The organism is Thiocapsa sp. UBA6158 (assembly GCF_002423035.1).
Lineage (GTDB): Bacteria > Pseudomonadota > Gammaproteobacteria > Chromatiales > Chromatiaceae > Thiocapsa.
Genome location: NZ_DIUM01000090.1, coordinates 1 through 20,019 on the forward strand (window position 1 = coordinate 1; position 20,019 = coordinate 20,019).

Below are 20,019 nucleotides of genomic sequence, written 5' to 3' on the forward strand. Positions count from 1 at the left end.
CTGAGGCACGACGCTAATCACCTAAGAGAATTCGACCGACTTGATCGAGGGCTCGACCGCACCGCTCGAGTTGACGAAAAGGGTATCTTGAATCTTCGCCGTCAGGCCATAGCTGCCCGGGCAGGTGGCGGGTGCGCTCGCCGTGACACTGGTGACGATAGGCTGAGCATAGGGGATGTCCTTGTCGAAGGAGAGATAGTCACCGAAGGGCGCCGGCTTGGAGGCATCGCCGATATAGGCGGCATTGAGGGCGCAGTCCTTCTGAAAGGGGTTGTTGAGGCTGTTCGCGGTGCAGAACAGCATCGAGATGGGTGTACTGCGATCGACCCTGGGGCCATTAAGACTGGGATTCGGTCCACTGGAAGACGCATCGAGCATCCGCACCGGGATTTGATAGTCGATGAAATACTCGGTGCATGGTTTGGTGGTGATGAGTCTCGAGCGGCTGGTGCCATAGTCCCAGACACTCTCGCTCGAGCCGTTCGGCCAATTCTCGGTCGGATTCGCGGGGTTCCCGTCAAAATTCAGGATCTTGTCGGTCGACCCGACGAAGGCCGTGGGATTGTGTGCGATCAGCTTGGTGCCGGGATCGCTGAGATAGTCGACCGACTGGGTGGGGATATTGCCCCAGATACCGGCGAGCCGATCGATCGAGGTCGCCGGAGCGCCTGAGGAGCCGTCCAGATGCGCGGCAAGATCTCGGTAGCCATCCCCGTCCAGATCGAAAAGAACGGTCCAAAGGGCCGAGTTCCAGGGGTCGGTAGTGCTGAAGCTGCCGGCTTTCGGACCTGTGGCATAGGTGTTGGCGATCTGCTCCACCCGCCAGCGAAACATGATGACGTCTTCGCTGCCATCCGAGGCCGCGCCCTTGCGCAGGTTGTAGTAGATGCTGGGCAGGGCCTTGTCGATGCAGGACGAGGCGATGTTGACATAGTTCTGGGGCGAGGTACCGCCGTTGGAGGGGTCCTGCACCCTGGGGTCGTTGACGCCCGTCTGGAAGCGGGAATAAGGCTTCCAATCACCGCACTGGACCCCGCACTCGGCAGGGTTGTCAGGTTCCGCTGGCCATGGAGCAGGAGCGAAATGGATTGGCCCCCCGTGATCATCGTCCAGCGTGATTGGAGAAGTACCCTCGATAACCTCGCCATCATCCCAGTCGGGGGGATACGGATAAGCCTGGGCTTGCAGCGCTGCCAAGCCCAACGGGGCAGCCAACAGCAGACTTGAAATGGACGACCCCAGCTTTCCTGATTTCATAATCATATTCTCGAATTTACCCTATGTTTTAGGTAGCGAATTCAAGATGTTAGAGACGATTTGCATAGGTTCGCAGGATGCCCACGCATCATCCGCAGCCCATTTGGCCCGCAAAAACGGGAACTCAGCCATCATGCTGTCCCAAAACAGTCAGAACCCAATCACCTGTTCAGGTATCGGTAAATACCTTACCGCTCAGGTCGGGTTGACATGGCGGTGCATGACGATCCGGCATGAGGTCGATCGCCAAGGGTGGAGGCTGATCGACCAAAATTTCTCCTTCCCCGTATTTTCACCTACATCTTGCCAATGAGGTATCACCCCTAGGGGTGACTCGGCCAAGAAGAAAGCAGCTACACTAATAGGCTAATCACCCCCTTTGGGGTTGCATCGTCGGTCTAATCCACCCCCTAGGCCAGAGATGATCAGCGGATTTCACTCAAATTTTCATGTAGATATAAGCGCCCGCTTCGATCTCCTCACCCCCCGCCAACGTGAGGTCTGCAAGCTCATGGCTACTGGCCTGATGAACAAGCAGATTGCCGACCGGCTGGGTACCAGCGTCAACACCGTCAAGACGCACCGGGCCGAAATCTTCCGCCGCTTGGGCCTAAGCTCCATGGTCGACCTGGTGCGATTGATGGATCTGCCCAGCACGCAAGGAGTGGATACCGGGGCGGGCGGCGGACCGGAGGGCGTACCGTCCACCCATAGCGGAGGAAGCACCGGGCCGTTGCGGGTTCTGGTGGTGGAGGACAACCCGATCCTGCAGGAGGTGATGGTCACCCTGCTGACCGAGCGGGGCTACGCAGTGACCGTCTTGGCCGATGGCCAGGGCCTGGATCAGGCACTGGCCGCCGGTCCGGTGGATGTCGCCCTGCTCGACATCCAGCTGGGCGAAGGTCAGGAGGACGGCTACACCCTGGCCGCGCGCCTGCGCCTGCGCTGCCCCTGCGGCATCATCATGACCACGGCGCTGGGGGAACGGGAGGATCGTATCCGCGGCCTGGACGAGGGCGCCGATGCCTACCTGGTGAAGCCGATCGATTTTGACGAGCTTGAGGCCGTTATCCGCAGCGTTTTGCGGCGGATTCGCCCGATCATGACCTGAAGCGGCCAGGCGCGGCCGATCCGGTTGTGGCGGCTCAGCCCGACCACGGCCTGAGTCGACCAGGTCAGGTCGATCCTAACGATTCTGCCGATCCTGACGAGGCGACCGCTGCGCATATAGCAACTCTCCTCCTCCTGGCTGCGGTGGGCTGACTTCGGTTTACAAGCCTACCCATGAACCCCGACGACGCCGGCTACAAACTGCTGTTTTCCGCCCCCGAGGTGGTGCGGGACCTGGTGCTGGGCTTCATCCCCGACGCCTGGCTGGCGGGGCTGGATTACTCGACCCTGGAGAAGGTCCCGGCGAGCTATGTGACCGACGACCTGCGCCGGCGTAGCGACGATGTCGTCTGGCGAGTCAAGGCCGGTGAGGATTGGCTTTATCTGTACATCCTCATCGAGTTCCAGAGCCGCGTTGATCCCTTCATGGCGGTTCGTATGCTGGTCTATGTCGGGTTTAAGGGGGTTTAAGGGGTCAGGTTCAATTCATCTGATGGCGATGTCCGGCAAACACGTATCGACGCGAGCCGTCGATGTGATCACTCGATAGCTTCGATTCGATCCCTGCACACCCGAACCAGTCGGTTGACAGCGCTCGCTCCTACCGAAATTCGAGCATCGCTTGTTCATCAAGCCCATGATGTGCGGTTTCCCGTTGGAGCGGTCCGCAATGTGCGGCGAGGAACGACCCGCACCCTGTGCATCCGGCGCGCCTTGCAAGCTCGCCGCGCAGGGTGCATCGCCCAACGGCCGCAATCACGATCCCGCCCCTCACCACCCCCGCTCCAACAACGGCCTCAAAAACCGCCCCGTATGCGACCGCTCGTTCGCGGCAATCTGCTCGGGCGTCCCAACCGCGATGATCTCGCCGCCGCGGTGTCCGCCCTCCGGCCCCAGGTCGATGATCCAATCCGCGGTCTTGATGACGTCCAGATTGTGCTCGATGACGACCACGGTGTTGCCCTGGTCGCGGAAGCGATGCAGCACGTCGAGCAGATGCTTGACGTCGTGAAAGTGCAGTCCGGTGGTGGGTTCGTCGAGGATATAGAGTGTCCGGCCGGTATCGCGCTTGCTGAGCTCGCGGCTGAGCTTCACGCGCTGGGCCTCGCCGCCGGAGAGCGTGGTGGCGCTCTGGCCGAGGCGCACGTAGGCCAGGCCGACATCCATCAGGGTCTGGAGCTTGCGTTTAACGAGCTGCACGGGCGAGAAGAAGTCGAGCGCGTCTTCGATGGTGAGGTTGAGCACCTCGTCGATGGTCTTGCCCTTGTAGCGGATCTCGAGTGTCTCGCGGTTGTAGCGCCGGCCCTTGCAGGTGTCGCACTGGACATAGATGTCGGGCAGGAAGTGCATCTCGACCCGAATGAGTCCGTCCCCTTTGCAGGCCTCGCAGCGTCCGCCCTTGACGTTGAAGCTGAATCGACCGGGTCCGTAGCCGCGCGAGCGCGCCTCGGGCACGGCGGCGAAGAGGTCGCGCACCAGGTTGAAGAGTCCGGTATAGGTGGCGGGGTTGGAGCGCGGTGTCCGACCGATGGGGCTTTGGTCGATGTCCACGACCTTGTCGAAGGAGTCGAGCCCTTCGATGGCGGTATGGGGCGCCGGTTGCAGACTGGCCCCGTTGAGGTGACGCGCGGCGACGGGGAAGAGTGTGTCGTTGATCAGGGTCGACTTGCCGGAGCCCGAGACGCCGGTGATGCAGACGAAGCTCCCGACCGGGATCTCTGCATCGACGGCGCGCAGGTTGTTGCCGCGGGCACCCAGGATACGCAATTGGCGATCCGGGTCGTTGGCCGTGCGCTGCGTCGGGATGGCGACGCGCAGGTTACCGCAGAGATAGCGTCCGGTCAGGGATCCGGGCGCGGTCGCGATCTCCTCGGCCGTGCCTTGGGCGACGATCTCGCCGCCGTGCACCCCGGCGCCCGGTCCCAGGTCGACAACCAGATCGGCGCAGCGGATCGCCTCCTCGTCGTGCTCGACCACGATCACGGTGTTGCCGATGTCGCGCAGATGGGTCAGGGTCTTGAGTAGACGGGCGTTGTCGCGCTGATGCAGGCCGATCGAGGGTTCGTCCAGGATGTACATGACCCCGACCAGACCGGCGCCGATCTGGCTGGCGAGCCGGATGCGTTGCGCCTCGCCGCCGGAGAGCGTCTCGGCGCTGCGGTCGAGCGTCAGATAATCGAGCCCGACGTCGACCAGGAAGCGCAGCCGGGTGGCGATCTCCTTGATAACCCGCGCGCCGATCTCGCCGCGCTTGCCGGGGAGCTCCAGCGCCTCGAAGAAGGTCAGGGAGTCACCGACCGGCATGGCGGCGATCGCGGGCAGGTTGTGGGTCTCCAGAAAGACATGGCGGGCCGCTTCGTTCAGGCGCGAGCCGCCGCAGGCCGGGCAGGGCTGGTGCGAGAGATAACGCGCCAGCTCCTCGCGGACTGCGCTGGAGTCGGTCTCTTTGTAGCGCCGCTCCATGTTGCGGATGATGCCCTCGAAGGGGCGCACCTTGGCCGCACCGCGTTCGTGCGGCAGCTTGAGCTTGACTTTCTCCTTGCCGGTGCCGAAGAGGATCAGCTCCTGAATCGGGGTGTCGAGTTGGTTCCAGGGCGTCTCGACATCGAACCCATAGTGCTCGCCCAGGCCACGGATCACTTGGAAGTAAAAGGAGTTGCGCCGATCCCAGCCGCGCACCGCGCCGCTGGCCAGGCTCATCTCCGGATGCAGAACGACCTTGGCGGGGTCGAAGAACTGCTCCATGCCGAGCCCGTCGCAGGTGGGGCAGGCGCCGACCGGGTTGTTGAAGGAGAAGATCCGGGGCTCGAGCTCCGGGATGCTGTAGCCGCAGACCGGGCAGGCGAAGGACGCCGAGAAGGTGATCATGGGCCGCTCGGGCTCGTCGATCGCGGCGACGCGGACGATGCCTCCGGAGAGCTTGAGCGCGGTTTCGAAGGACTCGGCCAGGCGCAGGGCGAGATCGGGACGCACCCGGAAGCGGTCCACCACCACCTCGATGTCGTGCTTTTTCTTGATGTCCAGCTCGGGCGGGTCGTCGAGCTCGTAGAGATCGCCGTCGATGCGTGCGCGCACGAAGCCTTGCGCATGCAGCTCGCCGATCAGCCGCTGGTACTCGCCTTTGCGCGCCGAGACCACGGGTGCGAGCAGCATCAGGCGATCGCCCTCCGGCAGGGCCATGACTTGATCGACCATCTGACTGATGGTCTGGGCCTCCAGCGGCTCGTCGTGCGCCGGGCAGCGCGGCTGGCCGACCCGTGCGAAGAGCAGGCGCAGATAGTCGTAGATCTCGGTGATGGTGCCGACGGTGGAGCGCGGATTGTGCGAGGTCGTCTTCTGCTCGATCGAGATGGCCGGCGAGAGACCCTCGATGTGGTCCAGGTCCGGCTTCTCCATGACCGAGAGGAACTGCCGCGCATACGACGAGAGCGACTCGACATAGCGGCGCTGACCCTCGGCATAGATGGTGTCGAAGGCGAGCGAGGACTTGCCCGAGCCCGACAGACCGGTGAAGACGATCAGCCGTTGGCGCGGCAGGTCGAGATCGATGCTTTTGAGGTTGTGCGTGCGTGCGCCGCGGATGCGGATTGTGTCCATGGGGCTGGGAGACCTGCGGCGGTGGGCGGCCAATCCGCGATTATTCCGTAAATCGCGATCGGGCACGATCGCCGACAAGCCCTTATACTCGCGTCTTCCGCCGAATCGACGTCGCAGGCCACCGGCTTTGACTCCTTCTCACCAACCCCTTGTCGCCTTCACCGGGCTGGAGAAGCGCGCCGCGGCCGGTCTGGCCGCGATCTTCTCCACGCGCATGCTGGGTCTCTTCATGGTCCTGCCGGTCTTCGCGCTCTATGCACACGACCTGGACGGCGCCACGCCTTTGCTGGTCGGGCTGGCGATCGGTGCCTATGGCTTGACGCAGGCGTTGTTTCAGATCCCGCTCGGATTGCTGTCGGATCGGATCGGGCGCAAGCCCGTGATCTATGGAGGGCTGGTGTTGTTCGCGATCGGCAGCGTCGTCGCTGCACTCGCCGACGGGATCGAGCTGGTCATTCTGGGGCGCGTACTTCAAGGCAGTGGCGCCATCGCGGCGGCGACCATCGCGCTCACCGCCGATCTGACCCGCGACGCGGTGCGCACGCGCGCCATGGCGGCGATCGGGATCAGCGTCGCCCTCTCGTTTGCCGCGGCACTCGTCGTCGGACCGCCCTTGGCGCGCTGGCTCGGGATCTCGGGGATCTTTTGGCTCACCGCATTCCTGGCGATCGCCGGCATGCTGGTTCTGGCTTATATCGTGCCCGAGCCCGAGCGCTCCAGCGTCCACCGCGAGGCCCAGCCTGTGATGGATCAGTTCGCGGGTGTGTTGGGTAACCCCACGCTGCTGCGCCTGGATCTGGGCATCTTCCTGCTGCACCTCACCATGGTGAGCATGTTCGTGGTGCTGCCGCTGTCGATCGAGTCGGCCGGCTTGGCGCCCGTGGATCACTGGCTGCTCTATCTGCCGGTTGTGCTGCTCGCCATTGTCGTGATGGTCCCCTTCATCATCATGGCCGAGCGCGGCGGCAAGGTGAAGGCCGTGCTGGTCGCTGCGGTCACGGCGATGTGTGCGTCCATGGTGGGCTTCTATCTGTTGAATCAGTCGATTTGGGTCGTCGGGTTTCTGTTGCTGGTGATGTTCACCGTCTTCAACCTGATGGAGGCCATCCTGCCGTCTCTGGTCTCGAAGGCGGCGCGCGCCGGCGCGCGCGGGACCGCGATGGGGGTCTTCTCGAGCTCGCAGTTCGTGGGTGCCTTCTTGGGTGGGCTGCTCGGCGGCTTGGCGCACCAGAGCTTCGGAGCGGATGCCGTCTATCTGGTCGGGGCCGCGACATCGCTGGTGTGGATCGGTCTGGCGGCGACGATGGCGATGCCGGCGAATCTGACGGCGCATGTCCTTTCACTCGGCGAACAGCCGGCCGAAGAGGGTCTGGGTCTCGAGGCGCGTCTGCTGGCCATCCCGGGGGTGGAGGATGCCGTGGTTGCGCTCGACGAGGGCGTCGCTTACCTAAAGGTGGACAGTGGCCGATTGGATTGGGCAACATTGCAGACGTTTTCGGCTAGGGCCTGAGGTGTCACGCCGAGGTCGGCCGCGTCATTTTTTGCGAGACAACAATCGCCCGCGCTCGGCGCGGAGCGGGAGGACTGCATGGCAGGCGTCAACAAGGTCATTCTCATCGGCAACCTCGGGGCCGATCCGGAGGTGCGTTACATGCCGAGCGGCGATGCGGTGGCGAATGTCCGGATCGCAACGAGCGATACCTGGAAGGATAAGAACACGGGCGAGCGGCAGGAGCGCACCGAGTGGCACAACGTCGTCTTCTTCGGCAAGGTCGCCGAGATCGTCAAGCAGTATGTGCACAAGGGCTCGAAGATCTACGTCGAAGGCAAGCTGCGCACCCGCAAGTGGCAGGGCCAGGACGGACAAGACCGTTACACGACCGAGGTCGTGGTCGACATGAACGGGACCATGCAGATGCTCGACAGCCGTTCAGGCGGCGGTGTCGGATCATCGGTGCCGTTCGACGACGTGCCCACACATCAGTCGCGCGGCGGCGGGCGGACTCAGTCATCGACTCCGGCGCCGTCCTCCGGAGGGAGCAGCCAGGGTGCGCCGGATTTCGACGACGATATCCCCTTTTAAAATCTTAAACCGCGCCGACGCCAACGGTCGTCAAGTCTGCCGGGGCCGATCTCATGCAAAAACATCGCATACCGCGCCGAGCGCGGTTTAAGCGTTCCACCATCAGCGTCATGGAGCATCGCCTGTGCTGACCCTTCTCGTCACCGGCGGGGCCGGATTCATCGGGGGCAACTTCGTCCACTACATCCTCGAGACCACGGACGCGCGGGTGGTCAATCTCGATCTTCTGACCTACGCCGGCAACCTCGACACACTCGCCGATCTGAAGGGCAACCCGCGTCACGTCTTCGTGCAGGGCGACATCGCCGATCCTGCGCTGGTCGCCCGACTTCTTGCCGAGTACGAGGTCGACGCGGTCGTGAACTTTGCGGCCGAGAGCCATGTCGATCGCTCGATCGACGGCCCGGCCCAGTTTGTTCAGACCAACGTGGTCGGTACCTTCAACCTGCTCGATTGCGCACGCGCCCACTGGGCCAAGCGCAGCGGCGCGGCCAAGGACGCCTTTCGCTTCCTGCATGTCTCGACCGACGAGGTCTACGGCTCGCTGGGACCGACGGGCCTCTTCGCCGAGTCGACCCCCTACGCGCCCAACTCGCCCTATTCGGCGTCCAAGGCCGCATCGGACCACCTGGTGCGCGCCTGGTTTCACACCTACGGCCTGCCGGTGTTGACGACCAACTGCTCGAACAATTACGGGCCTTACCAATTCCCGGAGAAGTTGATCCCGCTGATGATCCTGAAGGCGCAGCGCGGCGAGCCCTTGCCCATCTACGGCGACGGCGGGAACGTGCGTGACTGGCTGTACGTCATCGATCACTGCCGTGCGATCCTGCGCGTGCTCGAGGCCGGCAGACCCGGCGAGGTCTACAACGTCGGCGGCAACAGCGAGAAGACCAATCTCGAGGTTGTCGATACGCTCTGTGCCCTGCTCGACGAGCGCCTGCCTGATTCACCCTATCGGCCACACACGGGTCTGAAGAGCTTCGTCAAAGACCGTCCCGGACACGATCGGCGCTACGCCATCGATGCCGGCAAGCTCAAGCGCGAGCTGGGTTGGGAGCCGGCGGAGACCTTCGAGTCCGGTATGCGGCGCACGGTCGACTGGTATCTGGACCATCCGGACTGGTGCCGGCGGGTCACCGACGGGAGCTATCTCGGCGAGCGTCTCGGCGCCGCCGGTTGAGGGATCGGATCATGAATCGAAAAGGCATCATCCTGGCCGGCGGCTCCGGCACGCGTCTCTATCCGCTCACGCGGGCGATCAGCAAGCAGCTGCTGCCGATCTACGACAAGCCGATGATCTATTACCCGCTCTCGACCCTGATGTTGGCGGGGATTCGCGAGATTCTGATCATCTCCACGCCGCATGACCTGCCGATGTTCCGATCCCTACTCGGGGACGGATCCCAATGGGGGCTCGATCTCGGGTATGCCGAGCAGCCCCATCCGGGCGGGCTTGCGCAAGCCTTCCTGATCGGCAAGGACTTCGTCGGCACATCGCCCTCCTGTCTGATCCTGGGAGACAACATCTTCTACGGGCACGGTCTAGTCGATCAGCTCAAGGCCGCCGGTGCGCGCGAGTGTGGCGCCACCGTTTTCGGTTACTACGTCTCGGATCCCGAGCGCTATGGCGTGGCCGAGTTCGATGCGAACGGACATGTCCTGAGTCTCGAAGAGAAGCCGATCAAGCCCAAGTCCAACTGGGCGGTGACCGGCATCTATTTCTACGACAATCAGGTCTGCGAGCTTGCCGAAGAGCTGCGTCCGTCGCCGCGCGGCGAGTTGGAGATCACGGACCTCAATATCCGCTATCTCGAGCAGGGCGAGCTGCATGTGAGCCGGATCGGCCGCGGGACGGCTTGGCTCGATACCGGCACGCACGAGTCCCTGATGCAGGCCGGGCAGTTCATCGAGACGATCGAGCGTCGACAGGGTCTCAAGATCTGCTGCCCGGAGGAGGTCGCCTACTTCAACGGATGGATCGACGAGGATCAGCTTCGGGCGATGGGCGAGGAGTTGAAGAAGAGCGGCTATGGCGAGTATCTGCTGAGTCTACTGCGGCGAGGTGACGTATGAAGGTCATCGAAACGGCAATCCCGGGCGTGTTGATCCTCGAGCCGAAGGTTTTCGGCGACGAGCGGGGCTACTTCATGGAGACCTACCGCACCAATTGCTACGCGGAGATCGGCATCCCCGCGCCCTTTGTCCAAGACAACCTCTCCTACTCGCGCCGGGGTGTCCTGCGGGGCCTCCACGTTCAGCATCCGCACGCTCAGGGTAAGTTGGTGCAGGTGATGGACGGCGAGGTCTTCGACGTCGCGGTCGATATCCGCCGCGGCTCGCCCACCTTCGGGCGCTGGGTCGGTGCGATCTTGTCCGGAGAAAACCGGCGTCAGTTCTGGATCCCGCCGGGGTTTGCCCACGGCTTCCTGGTCACCGGTGACTCGGCCCTCTTCATCTACAAGAACACGGACTATTACAGCCCCGAGACCGAGCTCAGTCTGCGTTGGGACGACCCCGAGATCGCCATCGATTGGCCGCTCGAAGGGACGCCGGAACTCTCTGCAAAGGACTCGGTTGCGCTCTGTCTGAACGAGATCACACCCGAACGCCTTCCCGACTACGAGGCCAGCCTATGACCACCAAGCGCACGACCGCCGAACGGGCCCGTATCCTCCTGATCGGCGCCAACGGCCAAGTCGGCTGGGAGTTGCGGCGCACACTGGCGACACTCGGCGATGTGATCCCGGCCTCCCTCGAAGGGGAATACGGGCCGACGATCGATCTGCTGGATCCGGCGTCACTGGCGAGACTTGTCCGGGACGCCTCCCCGGATGCGGTCGTCAATGCCGCCGCCTACACCGCCGTGGACAAGGCCGAGACAGACCGCGCGATCGCGCAGCGAATCAATGCGGATGCGGTCGGCGAGCTTGGGGCCATGCTGGCCGAGCGCGGGACGCCGATCGTCCATTACTCGACCGACTTCGTGTTCTCCGGCAACCTGGATCGGCCCTACCGGGAAGACGACGCCCCGGGTCCGCTCAATGTCTACGGCGAGACCAAGCTTGCCGGCGAGCAGGCGTTGCTGAGCTCGGGTGCCCATGTCCTGATCTTTCGCACCAGTTGGGTCTACGGCATCCGCGGTGCGAACTTCCTGCTGACCATGCTGCGCCTGCTCAAAGAACGTGACGAGTTGCGGATCGTCGATGATCAGATCGGCTCCCCGACCTGGAGCCGCATGTTGGCCTCGGCAACGGCCCTGGTGCTCTATCGTGTCTTGCGCGGTGAGCTTGATCTGGAGAAGGTCGGCGGGCTCTATCATCTGACTGGCTCGGGTCAGGTCAGCTGGTACGGGTTCGCGAGTGCGATTCTCGAAAACGCCGGTCTGGACGCGAACCTGATCCCGATCCCGTCGTCCGAATACCCCGCGCCGGCGCGTCGCCCGCTTTACTCGGTCCTGGACAATGGCCTCTTCCAAGAGACCTTCGGGCTGGCGATGCCCGACTGGCGGTTGTCGTTAAAGCAGTGTCTGGACGAGAAGACCTGAGCAGTTTCCGGCCCCCGGGCTTCTGCCTTGCGGGATGCTAGGGTACCGATCTTTTCTCTGATCTGAGCGCTGCATGTGGGGTGCAGCGATCTCGGGAACCGTAAGGGATTCCTCTCTGCGGGTGTGTATGTTCCTCGCTGCACCCCCGACAGTGCTTCTTATGCCACCGCTTCCAAGGAAGGCAGTCTGGCTCTTTTGCTCATCGAGAGTACTTCGATTCCGACGAGGTGCCCGTCGGCGTCGTAGTCGGCGATGATCCCGGGTTCGATCTCCTTGGTACTCGCCACTTCCGCCGGAGAAATCTCGAAATAGGCCGCGTCGGCGACCGGATCGATCTCAAGTTTCATAAGCGTATCTCCCCATCGTCGAAATATGCGGTGACCACCGTCACCGGCTCCAAGGTCTCGTTGTAGATCACACGCAGGATGCGAAAGCCACGCTCGGGAACGGGATAGAGGACATGAACCAGTGTCTCGTCTACGGCGTCACTTTCGACATGCTGGTGCTGCTCCAGTGCCTGCCGAATCCAATCGGCCCGAATCCCGCGCCGAATGCAGCGCTTGCGTGCGTGGTCGGTTAGCGCGTAATCCATGAGGTCACACGACATTTCTCGTCCTGACATCCACCCTGCAGTCCGTTGCGCCCCGACGCTTTCACCTCTGCACAGCACTTACGGCTTTGCGGTTCCGGTTCACAAATTGACGTTGAAACCTCAGGCCGTAGCATCATGCCCTCGACGCTGCTCCGAATAAGAGCGGCAGGACGTCGTGGTAGCGCGAGGCGAAATGCACCTTGAACCCCTTGCGGACATGCTCGGGCACCTCCTCGAACTCGCCGCGGTTGTCCTCCGGGAGGATGATCTCGCGGATGCCGGCGCGCCGTGCCGCGATCAGCTTTTCGCGGATGCCGCCGACCGGGAAGACCTCGCCGGTCAAGGTGATCTCGCCGGTCATGGCGAGTCGGCGGATGGGTTGGTTGCGGGCGAGCGAGAGGAGGGCGGATGTGATGGTGATGCCGGCCGAGGGGCCGTCTTTGGGGGTGGCGCCGGCCGGGACGTGGACATGGATGAAGGCGTTCTCGAAGAAGGCCGGATCGGCGCCGAGCTCGGCGGCGTGGCCGACCAGGTAGCCATAGGCGATCTCGGCGGATTCCTTCATGACGTCGCCGAGCTGGCCGGTGAGCTTGAAGCCGCGCATGAAGCTGTGGGTCCGGGCGGCCTCGATGGAGAGCGTGGCGCCGCCCATGGCGGTCCAGGCGAGACCCGTGACGACGCCGGGGCCCGAGAGCTTGCGTTCGTCGCGAAACACCGGGCTGCCGAGATAGTCCTTCAGATCGGTCTCGCCGACGCTGATCGGCGCCTCCTCGCCTTCGAGCATCCGCACGGCGACCTTGCGCACGATCTTTCCGAGCTGTTTCTCCAGCCGACGCACCCCGGCATCGCGGGCATAGCCCTCGATCAGGGCGCGCAGTGTCTTGGTGTCGAGCGTCACTGTGCGTTTGGCTAGGCCGGCCCGGTCGATCTGGCGCGGCAGCAGATACTTCTTGGCGATCTGGAGCTTCTCCTCGGCGATATAACCGGAGAGCTGAATCACCTCCATGCGGTCGAGCAAGGGACCGGGGATGCTGTCGGTCTGGTTTGCGGTGCACACGAAGAGCACTTTGGACAGATCGAAACGCAGATCCAGATAATGATCGAGAAAGTCGCTGTTCTGCTCCGGGTCCAGGACCTCTAGCAGGGCCGAGGCCGGGTCGCCGTGGTATGAGGCACCGACCTTGTCGATCTCGTCGAGCATGATGACGGGGTTGGCCGTGCCGGCGTCTTTGATGGCCTGAAGGAACTTGCCGGGCATGGCGCCGATGTAGGTGCGACGGTGGCCCTTGATTTCGGCCTCGTCGCGGATGCCGCCGACCGAGAAGCGATAGAAGCGTCGGCCGAGCGCATCGGCGATGGAGTGCCCGATCGAGGTCTTGCCCACACCGGGCGGGCCGACTAGCAGGATGATGGAGCCGGCGATCTCGCCCTTGTGGATGCCGACGGCCAGGAATTCGAGGATGCGCTTCTTCACATCCTCCAGGCCGTAGTGGTCGCGATCCAGGATGCGGCGTGCCCGCTTGAGATCCAGCTTGTCGGCCGAGTGCTTGCCCCAGGGCAGGATCGTGATCCAGTCCAGATAGTTGCGGGTCACGGCGTATTCCGGAGAGCCCGTCTCCAGCATGCGCAGCTTGTCCATCTCCTCTTCGATCCGCTTGCTCGCCTGCTCCGTCAACGTGAGCGTTTCGATCCGCTCGTTGAAGCGGTCGATCTCCGCGGTACGGTCGTCCTTAGCGATACCGAGCTCCTTCTGGATCGCCTTGAGCTGCTCGCGCAGAAAGAACTCGCGCTGCTGCTTGTGCATCTTCTCCTCGACCGTGCGCCGGATCTTCTGCTGCGCGCGGGCGAGCTCGAGCTCGTTGTTGAGCAGGACCAGCACCTTCTCCATGCGCGGCAGGAGCGGGAGGATCTCCAGAACCTCCTGAAGCTGTTCCTTGGTCGAGGTGGTGAGGCTGGCTGCAAAATCGGAGAGATGCGACGGATCATCGGGGCCGAAGCGATCTAGGAACATCCGCAGCTCTTCGACATAGAGCGGGTTGAGCGGCAAGAGCTCCTTGATGGTGTTGATTACGGCCATCGCGTAGGCCTTGATCTCCTCGTTCGGTCGACCTGCCGGCTCCGGGAGATAGGTCACCTGTGCGTCGAACGGTGCTTCCCGGCTGAGCCAGGTGGCGATGTTGAAACGCTGCAGGCACTCCACCAGGACTTGCAGGTGGCCGTCCTGGTGGTGGACGCGGTGGACCCGGCAGGCCGTGCCGACGGGATAGAAATCGGTTGTTTGCGCCTCTTCGGAGGTTTCGGTCCGGACCAGCACCACACCGAGGATCTTATGCTCGCTCTCCCCGACCGCCTTGAGTGTCGAGGACCAGCTCTCCGCGTCCATCATCAGCGGAACGGCCTGGCCGGGAAAGAAGGGACGCGAGGCGACCGGCAAGATGGGGATGCGTGTCGGAAGGACATCGTTGGCCCGCGCGAGCGTGATCTCGGAACCCTCGTCGATCTGCGTCTCGCCCGAATCCTCGCCTAAATCCTCACCTGAATCCGCGTCCGCCATCTCGCTGTCCTCGGTTCGACAATACCCCAATCGGACTGGCCAATTTCAGGGTAAGAGCGGAGATTTGCAAGCGGCATTCGCCAAGCGCGCATAGCTGGCGACATCGAGGTTTTCGGCCCTCAGTGTCGGATCGATCCCGGTCGCGATCAGCAGCTGCGCATCGAGCAGTTTGGAGAGACTGTTGCGCAGGGTCTTGCGACGCTGCCCGAAGGCCGCGGCGACGATACGGGCGTGCAGTGGCGGGTCGTCGACGGGGTAGGGAAGCGGTCGATGGGGCCGTAGCCTTAGGAAGGCGGACTCGACCTTCGGGGCCGGCGTGAAGGCACCCGCGCCGATACGAAACAGACAATCCGCCGAGCACAGCGTCTGAATCATCACCGAGAGCCGCCCGTAGGTTTTATCGCCCGGATCCGCGACGATGCGCTCGACGACCTCCTTCTGGAGCATCAGGTGCATGTCCTGAATACAGTCGGTCTGCTCCAGGAATCGGAACAAGAGAGGTGTGGAGATGTTGTAGGGGAGATTCCCGACGAGACGCAATCGCTCGCCCGCCTGCACGAGCGAGCAGAGGTCGAAATTCAAGGCGTCGGCCTGGTGGATCCGCAGATCGCCGAGCGGGCCGAGCCGATCGCGCAGCGGGCCGACCAGATCGCGATCCAGCTCGACGACATCGAGCGAGCCGACTGCGGCCAGGAGTCCTTGCGTCATGGCGCCCTGCCCGGGACCGATCTCGACGACGCGCTCGCCCGGCGTCGCTGCAATCGCCCCGTGGATACGGTCGATCACCTGGCGGTCGTGAAGGAAGTTCTGGCCGAAGCGTTTGCGTGCGCGGTGCTCCATTAAACCGTGTCCGGCATGATACGCACTGGTTCCAATCGGATTCGCCATCCGAGCAATCCGCGAGCGACGAAGTCGACGCGGTTTAAGTCATTATTTTTTTTCATTTAAACCGCGTCGGCTCTCAGGTCGTTGATGGCATTGAAGGGTGTTTCACGCTCGGGCGTCAAACAAGGCACGAGACGCGGTTTGCATTCAGCAATTGTGGCAGACCTCGTGGGCGAACTGCTCGAGTTTACGCGTATCCGCGGCGAAGAGGCGGATACCCTCGGCGAGCTTTTCGGAGGCCATGGCATCTTCGTTGAGCTCCCAGCGGAAGCCGGGCTCGTCGAAGCCGACCTTCGGGATCTCCATGTCGAGCGCTCGTTCGGGGTCCAGCTTGCGCGGGACATCGCCCTCGGTCGAGGCGAGCTCGCCGAGCAGGGCGGGCGAGATGGTGAGGTAGTCGCAGCCGGCCAGCTCGAGGACCTCGTCGAGGTTGCGGAAGCTCGCGCCCATGACGAGGGTGTCGTAGCCGTGGCGTTTGTAGTAGTTGTAGATGCGTGTGACGGACTGCACGCCCGGATCCTCGTCGGCCGGATAGCCGGGGACGTTGTCGGCGTTCTTGTACCAGTCGAGGATCCGCCCGACGAAGGGCGAGATGAGCGTGACACCCGCATCGGCGCAGGCGACGGCCTGGGCGAAGCTGAACAAGAGGGTCAAATTGCAGTGCAGCCCCTGGCGCTGCAGGATCTCCGCCGCTCGGATGCCTTCCCATGTCGAGGCGATCTTGAAGAGGACTCGGGTGCTCGGGTCGATGCCGACTGCTTGGTAAAGCTCCACCAGCGCGGCGGCGCGCTTGAGCGTGGCCTCGGTGTCGAAGGAGAGGCGGGCGTCGATCTCGGTCGAGACGCGTCCGGGAACGATCTTCAGGATCTCCGTGCCGAAGTTGATTGCGAGCTTGTCCATGGTCGCCCTGGCCTGGTCCATCGGATCGCTGCCGCCCTCTCGCGTGCCGAAAAGGACGGCGTCCTCGACCAGCTCGCGGTACTGCGGCATCTGGGCCGCTTTGAAGATCAGCGAGGGGTTGGTCGTGGCGTCTTGGGGCTGGTACTCGGCGATGGAGTCGAAATCGCCGGTGTCGGCGACGACTGTCGTCATGGTCTTGAGTTGGTCGAGCTTGCTCATGGTTCAACACCCTTCTGCACGTTTGGGACGCGTCGGCATCGATGGGTTGACCTTAACGGAATCCGATGACGATTTCGAATCCGGCCCGGCGGCCGATGCGCCTCGACAGCGGGGCACGCCGTTAAGCTGCGTAAGAACCGCGCCGGCAGGTCTCGCCGCCGGATGGGTCTCGTCGGTGTCGATTCAGCGGATGCCCTCCGTGCGCTTGTCGTTCATACTCAAGACCTATCGGGTCAAGGGTACGAGGTGTTCCGCACATCCCATGAGCCATTCGACAACGGAGCTTCGGGTTCCCGACGGCACGCCGTTCCAACAGGTCTCGGATCTGCTGACGGGACTCTATCGTCTCATCCTCGCGCCCTCGGAGACGACGAGGCGTGTGTTTTACGACACCTTCGACTGGGCGATCTTTCACGACGGCGGCGCTTTGGAATGCCGCACGCAGCGCTCGACCCGGCGTTTGATCCGAAGCGACCTCGACGGCGCATCGCCGCCGCTGTCTCAGAGCCTTGCCGGCGAGCCCGGTTTCGCCTCGGATCTTCCGCTCGGGCCGGTGCGCGAGCGCATCCTGCCGATTTGCGGGATCCGTCGGCTGCTCCCGCGCGTGGAGATCGAGAGTCATGTCACCGTCTTTCGGCTCGTCAACGACGATGCCGAGACCCTGTTGCGTGTCGAGCTCGAGGCGATGATTGCACGCAACCCCGGTGGCGACACCTGCGGACCGCTCGCGTCGCGAATCCACCTCGTCGCGGAGCCCTACCATGAGCAGATCGCGCAGGAGGTGGCGGATCTCCTTACCGAGCGGCTCGGACTCGAGGCCGTCGAGACACCGATTCTGTCGGAGGCGCTGTCGGCGTGCGGTCGATCCCCGGGCGACTATTCGTCCAAGATCGAGGATCGACTCGATCCCGATCAGCGATCGGACGAGGCGCTCAAGGCGCTCCTGAGGAGTCTGTTCGCGACCCTGGTGGCGAATCTCGACGGTGCGCGAGAGCATCTGGACAGCGAGTTTCTGCATGATCTGCGTGTCGCCACCCGCCGCACGCGGTCCGTTTTGGGCCAGGCGAAGGGCGTCTTTCCGGCCGATCTTCTGGAGGATTACAAGGTCAGGTTCGCTTGGCTGCAGCAGATCACCGGGCCGGTCCGTGACCTGGACGTCTATCTTCTGGATTTCGACCGCTATCGCGAGGCCCTGCCGGCGCGCTTGCGCCCGTCTCTCGGCGCCGTCCATTCCTTCTTGTCGGCTCGCCGCAGCGAGCAGCAGGGCCACCTTGCCGTCGCGATGGACTCCCCCCCCTTCGCCGACTTGATGCGGGAGTGGCGGATCTTCCTCGAGACACCGGTCGCGGAGCATCCGGCCGAGCCCAAGGCGGCGCGTCCGATCAAGGCGCTCGCCGACGAGCGTATTCGGCGCATGGCCAAACGCGTGCGACGCGAGGGTCTCGCGATTCGACCGGACTCGCCCGCCACCGATCTGCACGAGCTGCGCAAGAGCTGCAAGAAGCTCCGATACCTGATGGAGCTGTTTCAGAGTCTCTACCCGCGTGCCAAGATCGCTCGACTGATCAAGTTGCTGAAAGCGCTGCTCGATCATCTCGGTCTGGTTCAGGACTTGGCGGTACAGGCCGAGCACTTGCTCGACTGGGCCAAACAGATGCAGGCCGAGGCTCGTGCGGATACCGAGACGCTGCTCGCGATGGGTGCGCTCGTCGGCCAGCTCTTGGGGCGCCAGGAGCAGGCCCGAGCGGACTTCGCCGAGGTTTTCGATCACTATCTGCACGACGACCACCAAGCGTTGTTCCGTGCACTCTTCGGGCGCAGCTGAGCCGCGTTCGGCGCGAGTCGTGCCGGTGCCATATCCTGCCGGTGCCGTGCGGATGTGGCCCGGGCTCGATCAACAACCCTTGCCGCAAACGCGGTTTGGAGGAGGTGAAGCGAGGTGTCGATGAAATGGACTCTGCCGTCATGCCTGACGGCGTCGCTCGTGTTGCTCGCCGCTGCGGCGACAGGCGTCGGCGCCGCCAATCCGGAGGAGGGGCTCTTCGATCTGGATGATCTTCGCGTGAAGATCACCGAGACCCTGCCCTATGTCGAGGTCGAGCACGCGGGAAAACCGGTCATCTTGATGCGTCATCAGGAGCCCGACCACACCATCGTCGCGCCTTATGAGCAGACCGCCCGCGACTGTCCTCCCTACTGCATCCAACCGATGCAGCTGGCGCCCGGCGTGGAGACCATCGGCGAGCTCGAGCTGATCGCCTATCTCGAGCGTGCAGGCAAGGGTGAGCCGATTCTGGTGATCGACTCGCGCACCGAGCCCTGGGTGTCGCAGGGGATGATCCCGGGTGCGATCCATCTCCCCTATACCAGACTGGATCCGGCGCATGCACAGCCCGAGGCGATCGCCGAGTTGTTGGAATTCGAGCTTGGCGCGATTCGCTTGAATGCACTCTGGAACTTCAGCGCCGCCAAGACCTTGGTCTTTTATTGCAACGGACCTTGGTGCGGGCAGTCTCCGACCAATATCCGCGCCTTGCTGGCGCTCGGCTATCCTGCGGATCGGATCAAGTGGTATCGCGGCGGGATGCAGATGTGGGAGCAGCTCGGCTTGGCGACGGTGAAGTCGTCGACGAACGCCGACGACTAAACCGCGTCGGGAGCGGTATGCGGCGTTTTTGGATTGGATCGGCACGCTTGAAACCGCGAGTGCCGGAGTCGACTCTGTTTAAGATTCAAATAATCATCGTCGGCGATCCGGTTTCGCCATGCGTCGCGGCCTCATCGGTCGGCTTCGATAGCCGCGATGCGCATCCGTTCGGGTCGATCAGCCGCCGCACCCATTCCAGCATCGGCTGGACCGCCGCTTCGGCGGTCGGCGTCAGCACGTAGTTGGAATAGTCGAACGCGCTCCCGCACGCCGTGACCAGGAAGGTCTCGGGAACCTTGCCGTAGAGTGTCTCGCACCAAGCGAGGAGTTCGCGAGGATCCAGGAAATGCGCCATGGTCGACATGGCGCTGGCGTCGGGCGCGAGCGATCGGCAGCGGACCTCGCCCGGTGTGCCCTCGACTGCGGCGTCGAGAAAGACGACGCGGTCGTGCTCCACCAAATCGGCGACCAGCTCGGCTGTGAGGATGTGGCGCGAGATCACCGCCACGCCCGCCGGCACTCCGTCGGCCTGCAGCCGATCCGCGACCAGCGGCCCGATCGCGTCGTCGCCGCGAATCGGGCTGCCGTAGCCGATGATCAAGACCTTTCTGCTCCCCATGCGCGCGCG

General features: G+C 63.5%; 18 protein-coding genes. 10 read left to right on the forward strand and 8 right to left on the reverse strand.

Translation table 11 applies throughout. The features are described 5' to 3' along the window. Window positions 1-21: 21 nt before the first annotated feature. The gene (locus B4N44_RS12275) at window positions 22-972 is read right to left on the reverse strand and encodes a hypothetical protein (RefSeq protein WP_296701197.1); all 951 of its coding nucleotides are present in this window, start codon (window positions 970-972) and stop codon (window positions 22-24) included. A 706-nt stretch (window positions 973-1,678) separates the two neighbouring features. Here B4N44_RS12275 and B4N44_RS12280 point away from each other — a divergent pair. After that, window positions 1,679-2,368, forward strand: coding sequence for a response regulator (locus tag B4N44_RS12280; RefSeq protein ID WP_296701198.1), 690 nt, complete (start codon window positions 1,679-1,681; stop codon window positions 2,366-2,368). Window positions 2,369-2,541: 173 nt separating this feature from the next. Continuing rightward, complete coding sequence (locus B4N44_RS12285) at window positions 2,542-2,838, forward strand: Rpn family recombination-promoting nuclease/putative transposase (RefSeq protein ID WP_296701200.1); 297 nt, start codon at window positions 2,542-2,544, stop codon at window positions 2,836-2,838. Window positions 2,839-3,138: 300 nt separating this feature from the next. Here B4N44_RS12285 and uvrA read toward each other — a convergent pair whose 3' ends face one another. Further along, window positions 3,139-5,964: an excinuclease ABC subunit UvrA gene (uvrA, locus tag B4N44_RS12290; protein ID WP_296701202.1), complete on the reverse strand. Its 2,826-nt coding sequence runs from the start codon at window positions 5,962-5,964 to the stop codon at window positions 3,139-3,141. Window positions 5,965-6,091: 127 nt separating this feature from the next. Between uvrA and B4N44_RS12295 the strand changes: the two genes are divergently transcribed. The 6 genes from B4N44_RS12295 to rfbD all read left to right on the forward strand — a co-directional run bounded on the left by B4N44_RS12295 (window position 6,092) and on the right by rfbD (window position 11,594). Beyond that, complete coding sequence (locus B4N44_RS12295; protein WP_296701204.1) at window positions 6,092-7,474, forward strand: MFS transporter; 1,383 nt, start codon at window positions 6,092-6,094, stop codon at window positions 7,472-7,474. 78 nt (window positions 7,475-7,552) lie between these two features. Further along, entirely contained in the window at window positions 7,553-8,047 is a 495-nt protein-coding gene (gene ssb / locus B4N44_RS12300; protein ID WP_296701205.1) for a single-stranded DNA-binding protein, read from the forward strand. A 124-nt stretch (window positions 8,048-8,171) separates the two neighbouring features. Next, window positions 8,172-9,230, forward strand: coding sequence for a dTDP-glucose 4,6-dehydratase (gene rfbB, locus B4N44_RS12305; RefSeq protein ID WP_296701207.1), 1,059 nt, complete (start codon window positions 8,172-8,174; stop codon window positions 9,228-9,230). Window positions 9,231-9,241: 11 nt separating this feature from the next. After that, window positions 9,242-10,123: a glucose-1-phosphate thymidylyltransferase RfbA gene (rfbA, locus tag B4N44_RS12310; protein WP_349681085.1), complete on the forward strand. Its 882-nt coding sequence runs from the start codon at window positions 9,242-9,244 to the stop codon at window positions 10,121-10,123. Continuing rightward, the gene (gene rfbC, locus B4N44_RS12315; RefSeq protein WP_296701209.1) at window positions 10,120-10,686 is read left to right on the forward strand and encodes a dTDP-4-dehydrorhamnose 3,5-epimerase; all 567 of its coding nucleotides are present in this window, start codon (window positions 10,120-10,122) and stop codon (window positions 10,684-10,686) included. Before rfbA ends, rfbC begins: the two co-directional genes overlap by 4 nt. Next, window positions 10,683-11,594 (forward strand): dTDP-4-dehydrorhamnose reductase, encoded by a 912-nt coding sequence (gene rfbD / locus B4N44_RS12320; RefSeq protein WP_296701211.1) that lies wholly within the window; start codon window positions 10,683-10,685, stop codon window positions 11,592-11,594. The genes rfbC and rfbD overlap by 4 nt, the downstream gene beginning before the upstream one ends. A 158-nt stretch (window positions 11,595-11,752) precedes the next feature. Here rfbD and B4N44_RS12325 read toward each other — a convergent pair whose 3' ends face one another. From B4N44_RS12325 to tal, 5 genes are all read right to left on the reverse strand, one after another. After that, a complete protein-coding gene (locus B4N44_RS12325) occupies window positions 11,753-11,941 on the reverse strand; it encodes a DUF2283 domain-containing protein (protein WP_296701212.1) in 189 nt (62 codons plus the stop codon). Continuing rightward, entirely contained in the window at window positions 11,938-12,186 is a 249-nt protein-coding gene (locus B4N44_RS12330; RefSeq protein WP_296701213.1) for a DUF4258 domain-containing protein, read from the reverse strand. Before B4N44_RS12330 ends, B4N44_RS12325 begins: the two co-directional genes overlap by 4 nt. A gap of 133 nt (window positions 12,187-12,319) precedes the next feature. Further along, entirely contained in the window at window positions 12,320-14,740 is a 2,421-nt protein-coding gene (lon, locus tag B4N44_RS12335) for an endopeptidase La (protein WP_296701214.1), read from the reverse strand. A 45-nt stretch (window positions 14,741-14,785) separates the two neighbouring features. Continuing rightward, window positions 14,786-15,580 (reverse strand): 16S rRNA (adenine(1518)-N(6)/adenine(1519)-N(6))-dimethyltransferase RsmA, encoded by a 795-nt coding sequence (rsmA, locus tag B4N44_RS12340; protein WP_296701295.1) that lies wholly within the window; start codon window positions 15,578-15,580, stop codon window positions 14,786-14,788. A 192-nt stretch (window positions 15,581-15,772) separates the two neighbouring features. Further along, the gene (gene tal, locus B4N44_RS12345; RefSeq protein WP_296701215.1) at window positions 15,773-16,744 is read right to left on the reverse strand and encodes a transaldolase; all 972 of its coding nucleotides are present in this window, start codon (window positions 16,742-16,744) and stop codon (window positions 15,773-15,775) included. A 262-nt stretch (window positions 16,745-17,006) separates the two neighbouring features. Here tal and B4N44_RS12350 point away from each other — a divergent pair, with 262 nt between their 5' ends. Next, window positions 17,007-18,569, forward strand: coding sequence for a CHAD domain-containing protein (locus B4N44_RS12350; RefSeq protein ID WP_296701216.1), 1,563 nt, complete (start codon window positions 17,007-17,009; stop codon window positions 18,567-18,569). A gap of 120 nt (window positions 18,570-18,689) precedes the next feature. After that, window positions 18,690-19,391 (forward strand): rhodanese-like domain-containing protein, encoded by a 702-nt coding sequence (locus B4N44_RS12355; RefSeq protein ID WP_296701217.1) that lies wholly within the window; start codon window positions 18,690-18,692, stop codon window positions 19,389-19,391. Between the two features lie 85 nt (window positions 19,392-19,476). On the opposite strand, the gene B4N44_RS12360 is transcribed toward B4N44_RS12355, so the two are convergent. Beyond that, on the reverse strand, window positions 19,477-20,010 hold the full coding sequence (locus B4N44_RS12360) for a hydrogenase maturation protease (protein ID WP_349681086.1): 534 nt from the start codon (window positions 20,008-20,010) through the stop codon (window positions 19,477-19,479). Window positions 20,011-20,019 lie beyond the last annotated feature (9 nt).

What these genes read in the sequence shown, in the direction of transcription:
- tal (WP_296701215.1), bottom strand. Translation starts at nt 16,744, where the DNA reads ATGAGCAAGCTCGACCAACTCAAGACCATGACGACAGTCGTCGCCGAC.
- B4N44_RS12355 (WP_296701217.1), top strand. Translation starts at nt 18,690, where the DNA reads ATGAAATGGACTCTGCCGTCATGCCTGACGGCGTCGCTCGTGTTGCTC.
- lon (WP_296701214.1), bottom strand. Translation starts at nt 14,740, where the DNA reads ATGGCGGACGCGGATTCAGGTGAGGATTTAGGCGAGGATTCGGGCGAG.
- rfbD (WP_296701211.1), top strand. Translation starts at nt 10,683, where the DNA reads ATGACCACCAAGCGCACGACCGCCGAACGGGCCCGTATCCTCCTGATC.
- B4N44_RS12325 (WP_296701212.1), bottom strand. Translation starts at nt 11,941, where the DNA reads ATGAAACTTGAGATCGATCCGGTCGCCGACGCGGCCTATTTCGAGATT.
- ssb (WP_296701205.1), top strand. Translation starts at nt 7,553, where the DNA reads ATGGCAGGCGTCAACAAGGTCATTCTCATCGGCAACCTCGGGGCCGAT.
- B4N44_RS12350 (WP_296701216.1), top strand. Translation starts at nt 17,007, where the DNA reads ATGAGCCATTCGACAACGGAGCTTCGGGTTCCCGACGGCACGCCGTTC.
- rfbC (WP_296701209.1), top strand. Translation starts at nt 10,120, where the DNA reads ATGAAGGTCATCGAAACGGCAATCCCGGGCGTGTTGATCCTCGAGCCG.
- B4N44_RS12360 (WP_349681086.1), bottom strand. Translation starts at nt 20,010, where the DNA reads ATGGGGAGCAGAAAGGTCTTGATCATCGGCTACGGCAGCCCGATTCGC.
- rfbA (WP_349681085.1), top strand. Translation starts at nt 9,242, where the DNA reads ATGAATCGAAAAGGCATCATCCTGGCCGGCGGCTCCGGCACGCGTCTC.
- B4N44_RS12330 (WP_296701213.1), bottom strand. Translation starts at nt 12,186, where the DNA reads ATGGATTACGCGCTAACCGACCACGCACGCAAGCGCTGCATTCGGCGC.
- B4N44_RS12285 (WP_296701200.1), top strand. Translation starts at nt 2,542, where the DNA reads ATGAACCCCGACGACGCCGGCTACAAACTGCTGTTTTCCGCCCCCGAG.
- rsmA (WP_296701295.1), bottom strand. Translation starts at nt 15,580, where the DNA reads ATGGAGCACCGCGCACGCAAACGCTTCGGCCAGAACTTCCTTCACGAC.
- B4N44_RS12280 (WP_296701198.1), top strand. Translation starts at nt 1,679, where the DNA reads ATGATCAGCGGATTTCACTCAAATTTTCATGTAGATATAAGCGCCCGC.
- uvrA (WP_296701202.1), bottom strand. Translation starts at nt 5,964, where the DNA reads ATGGACACAATCCGCATCCGCGGCGCACGCACGCACAACCTCAAAAGC.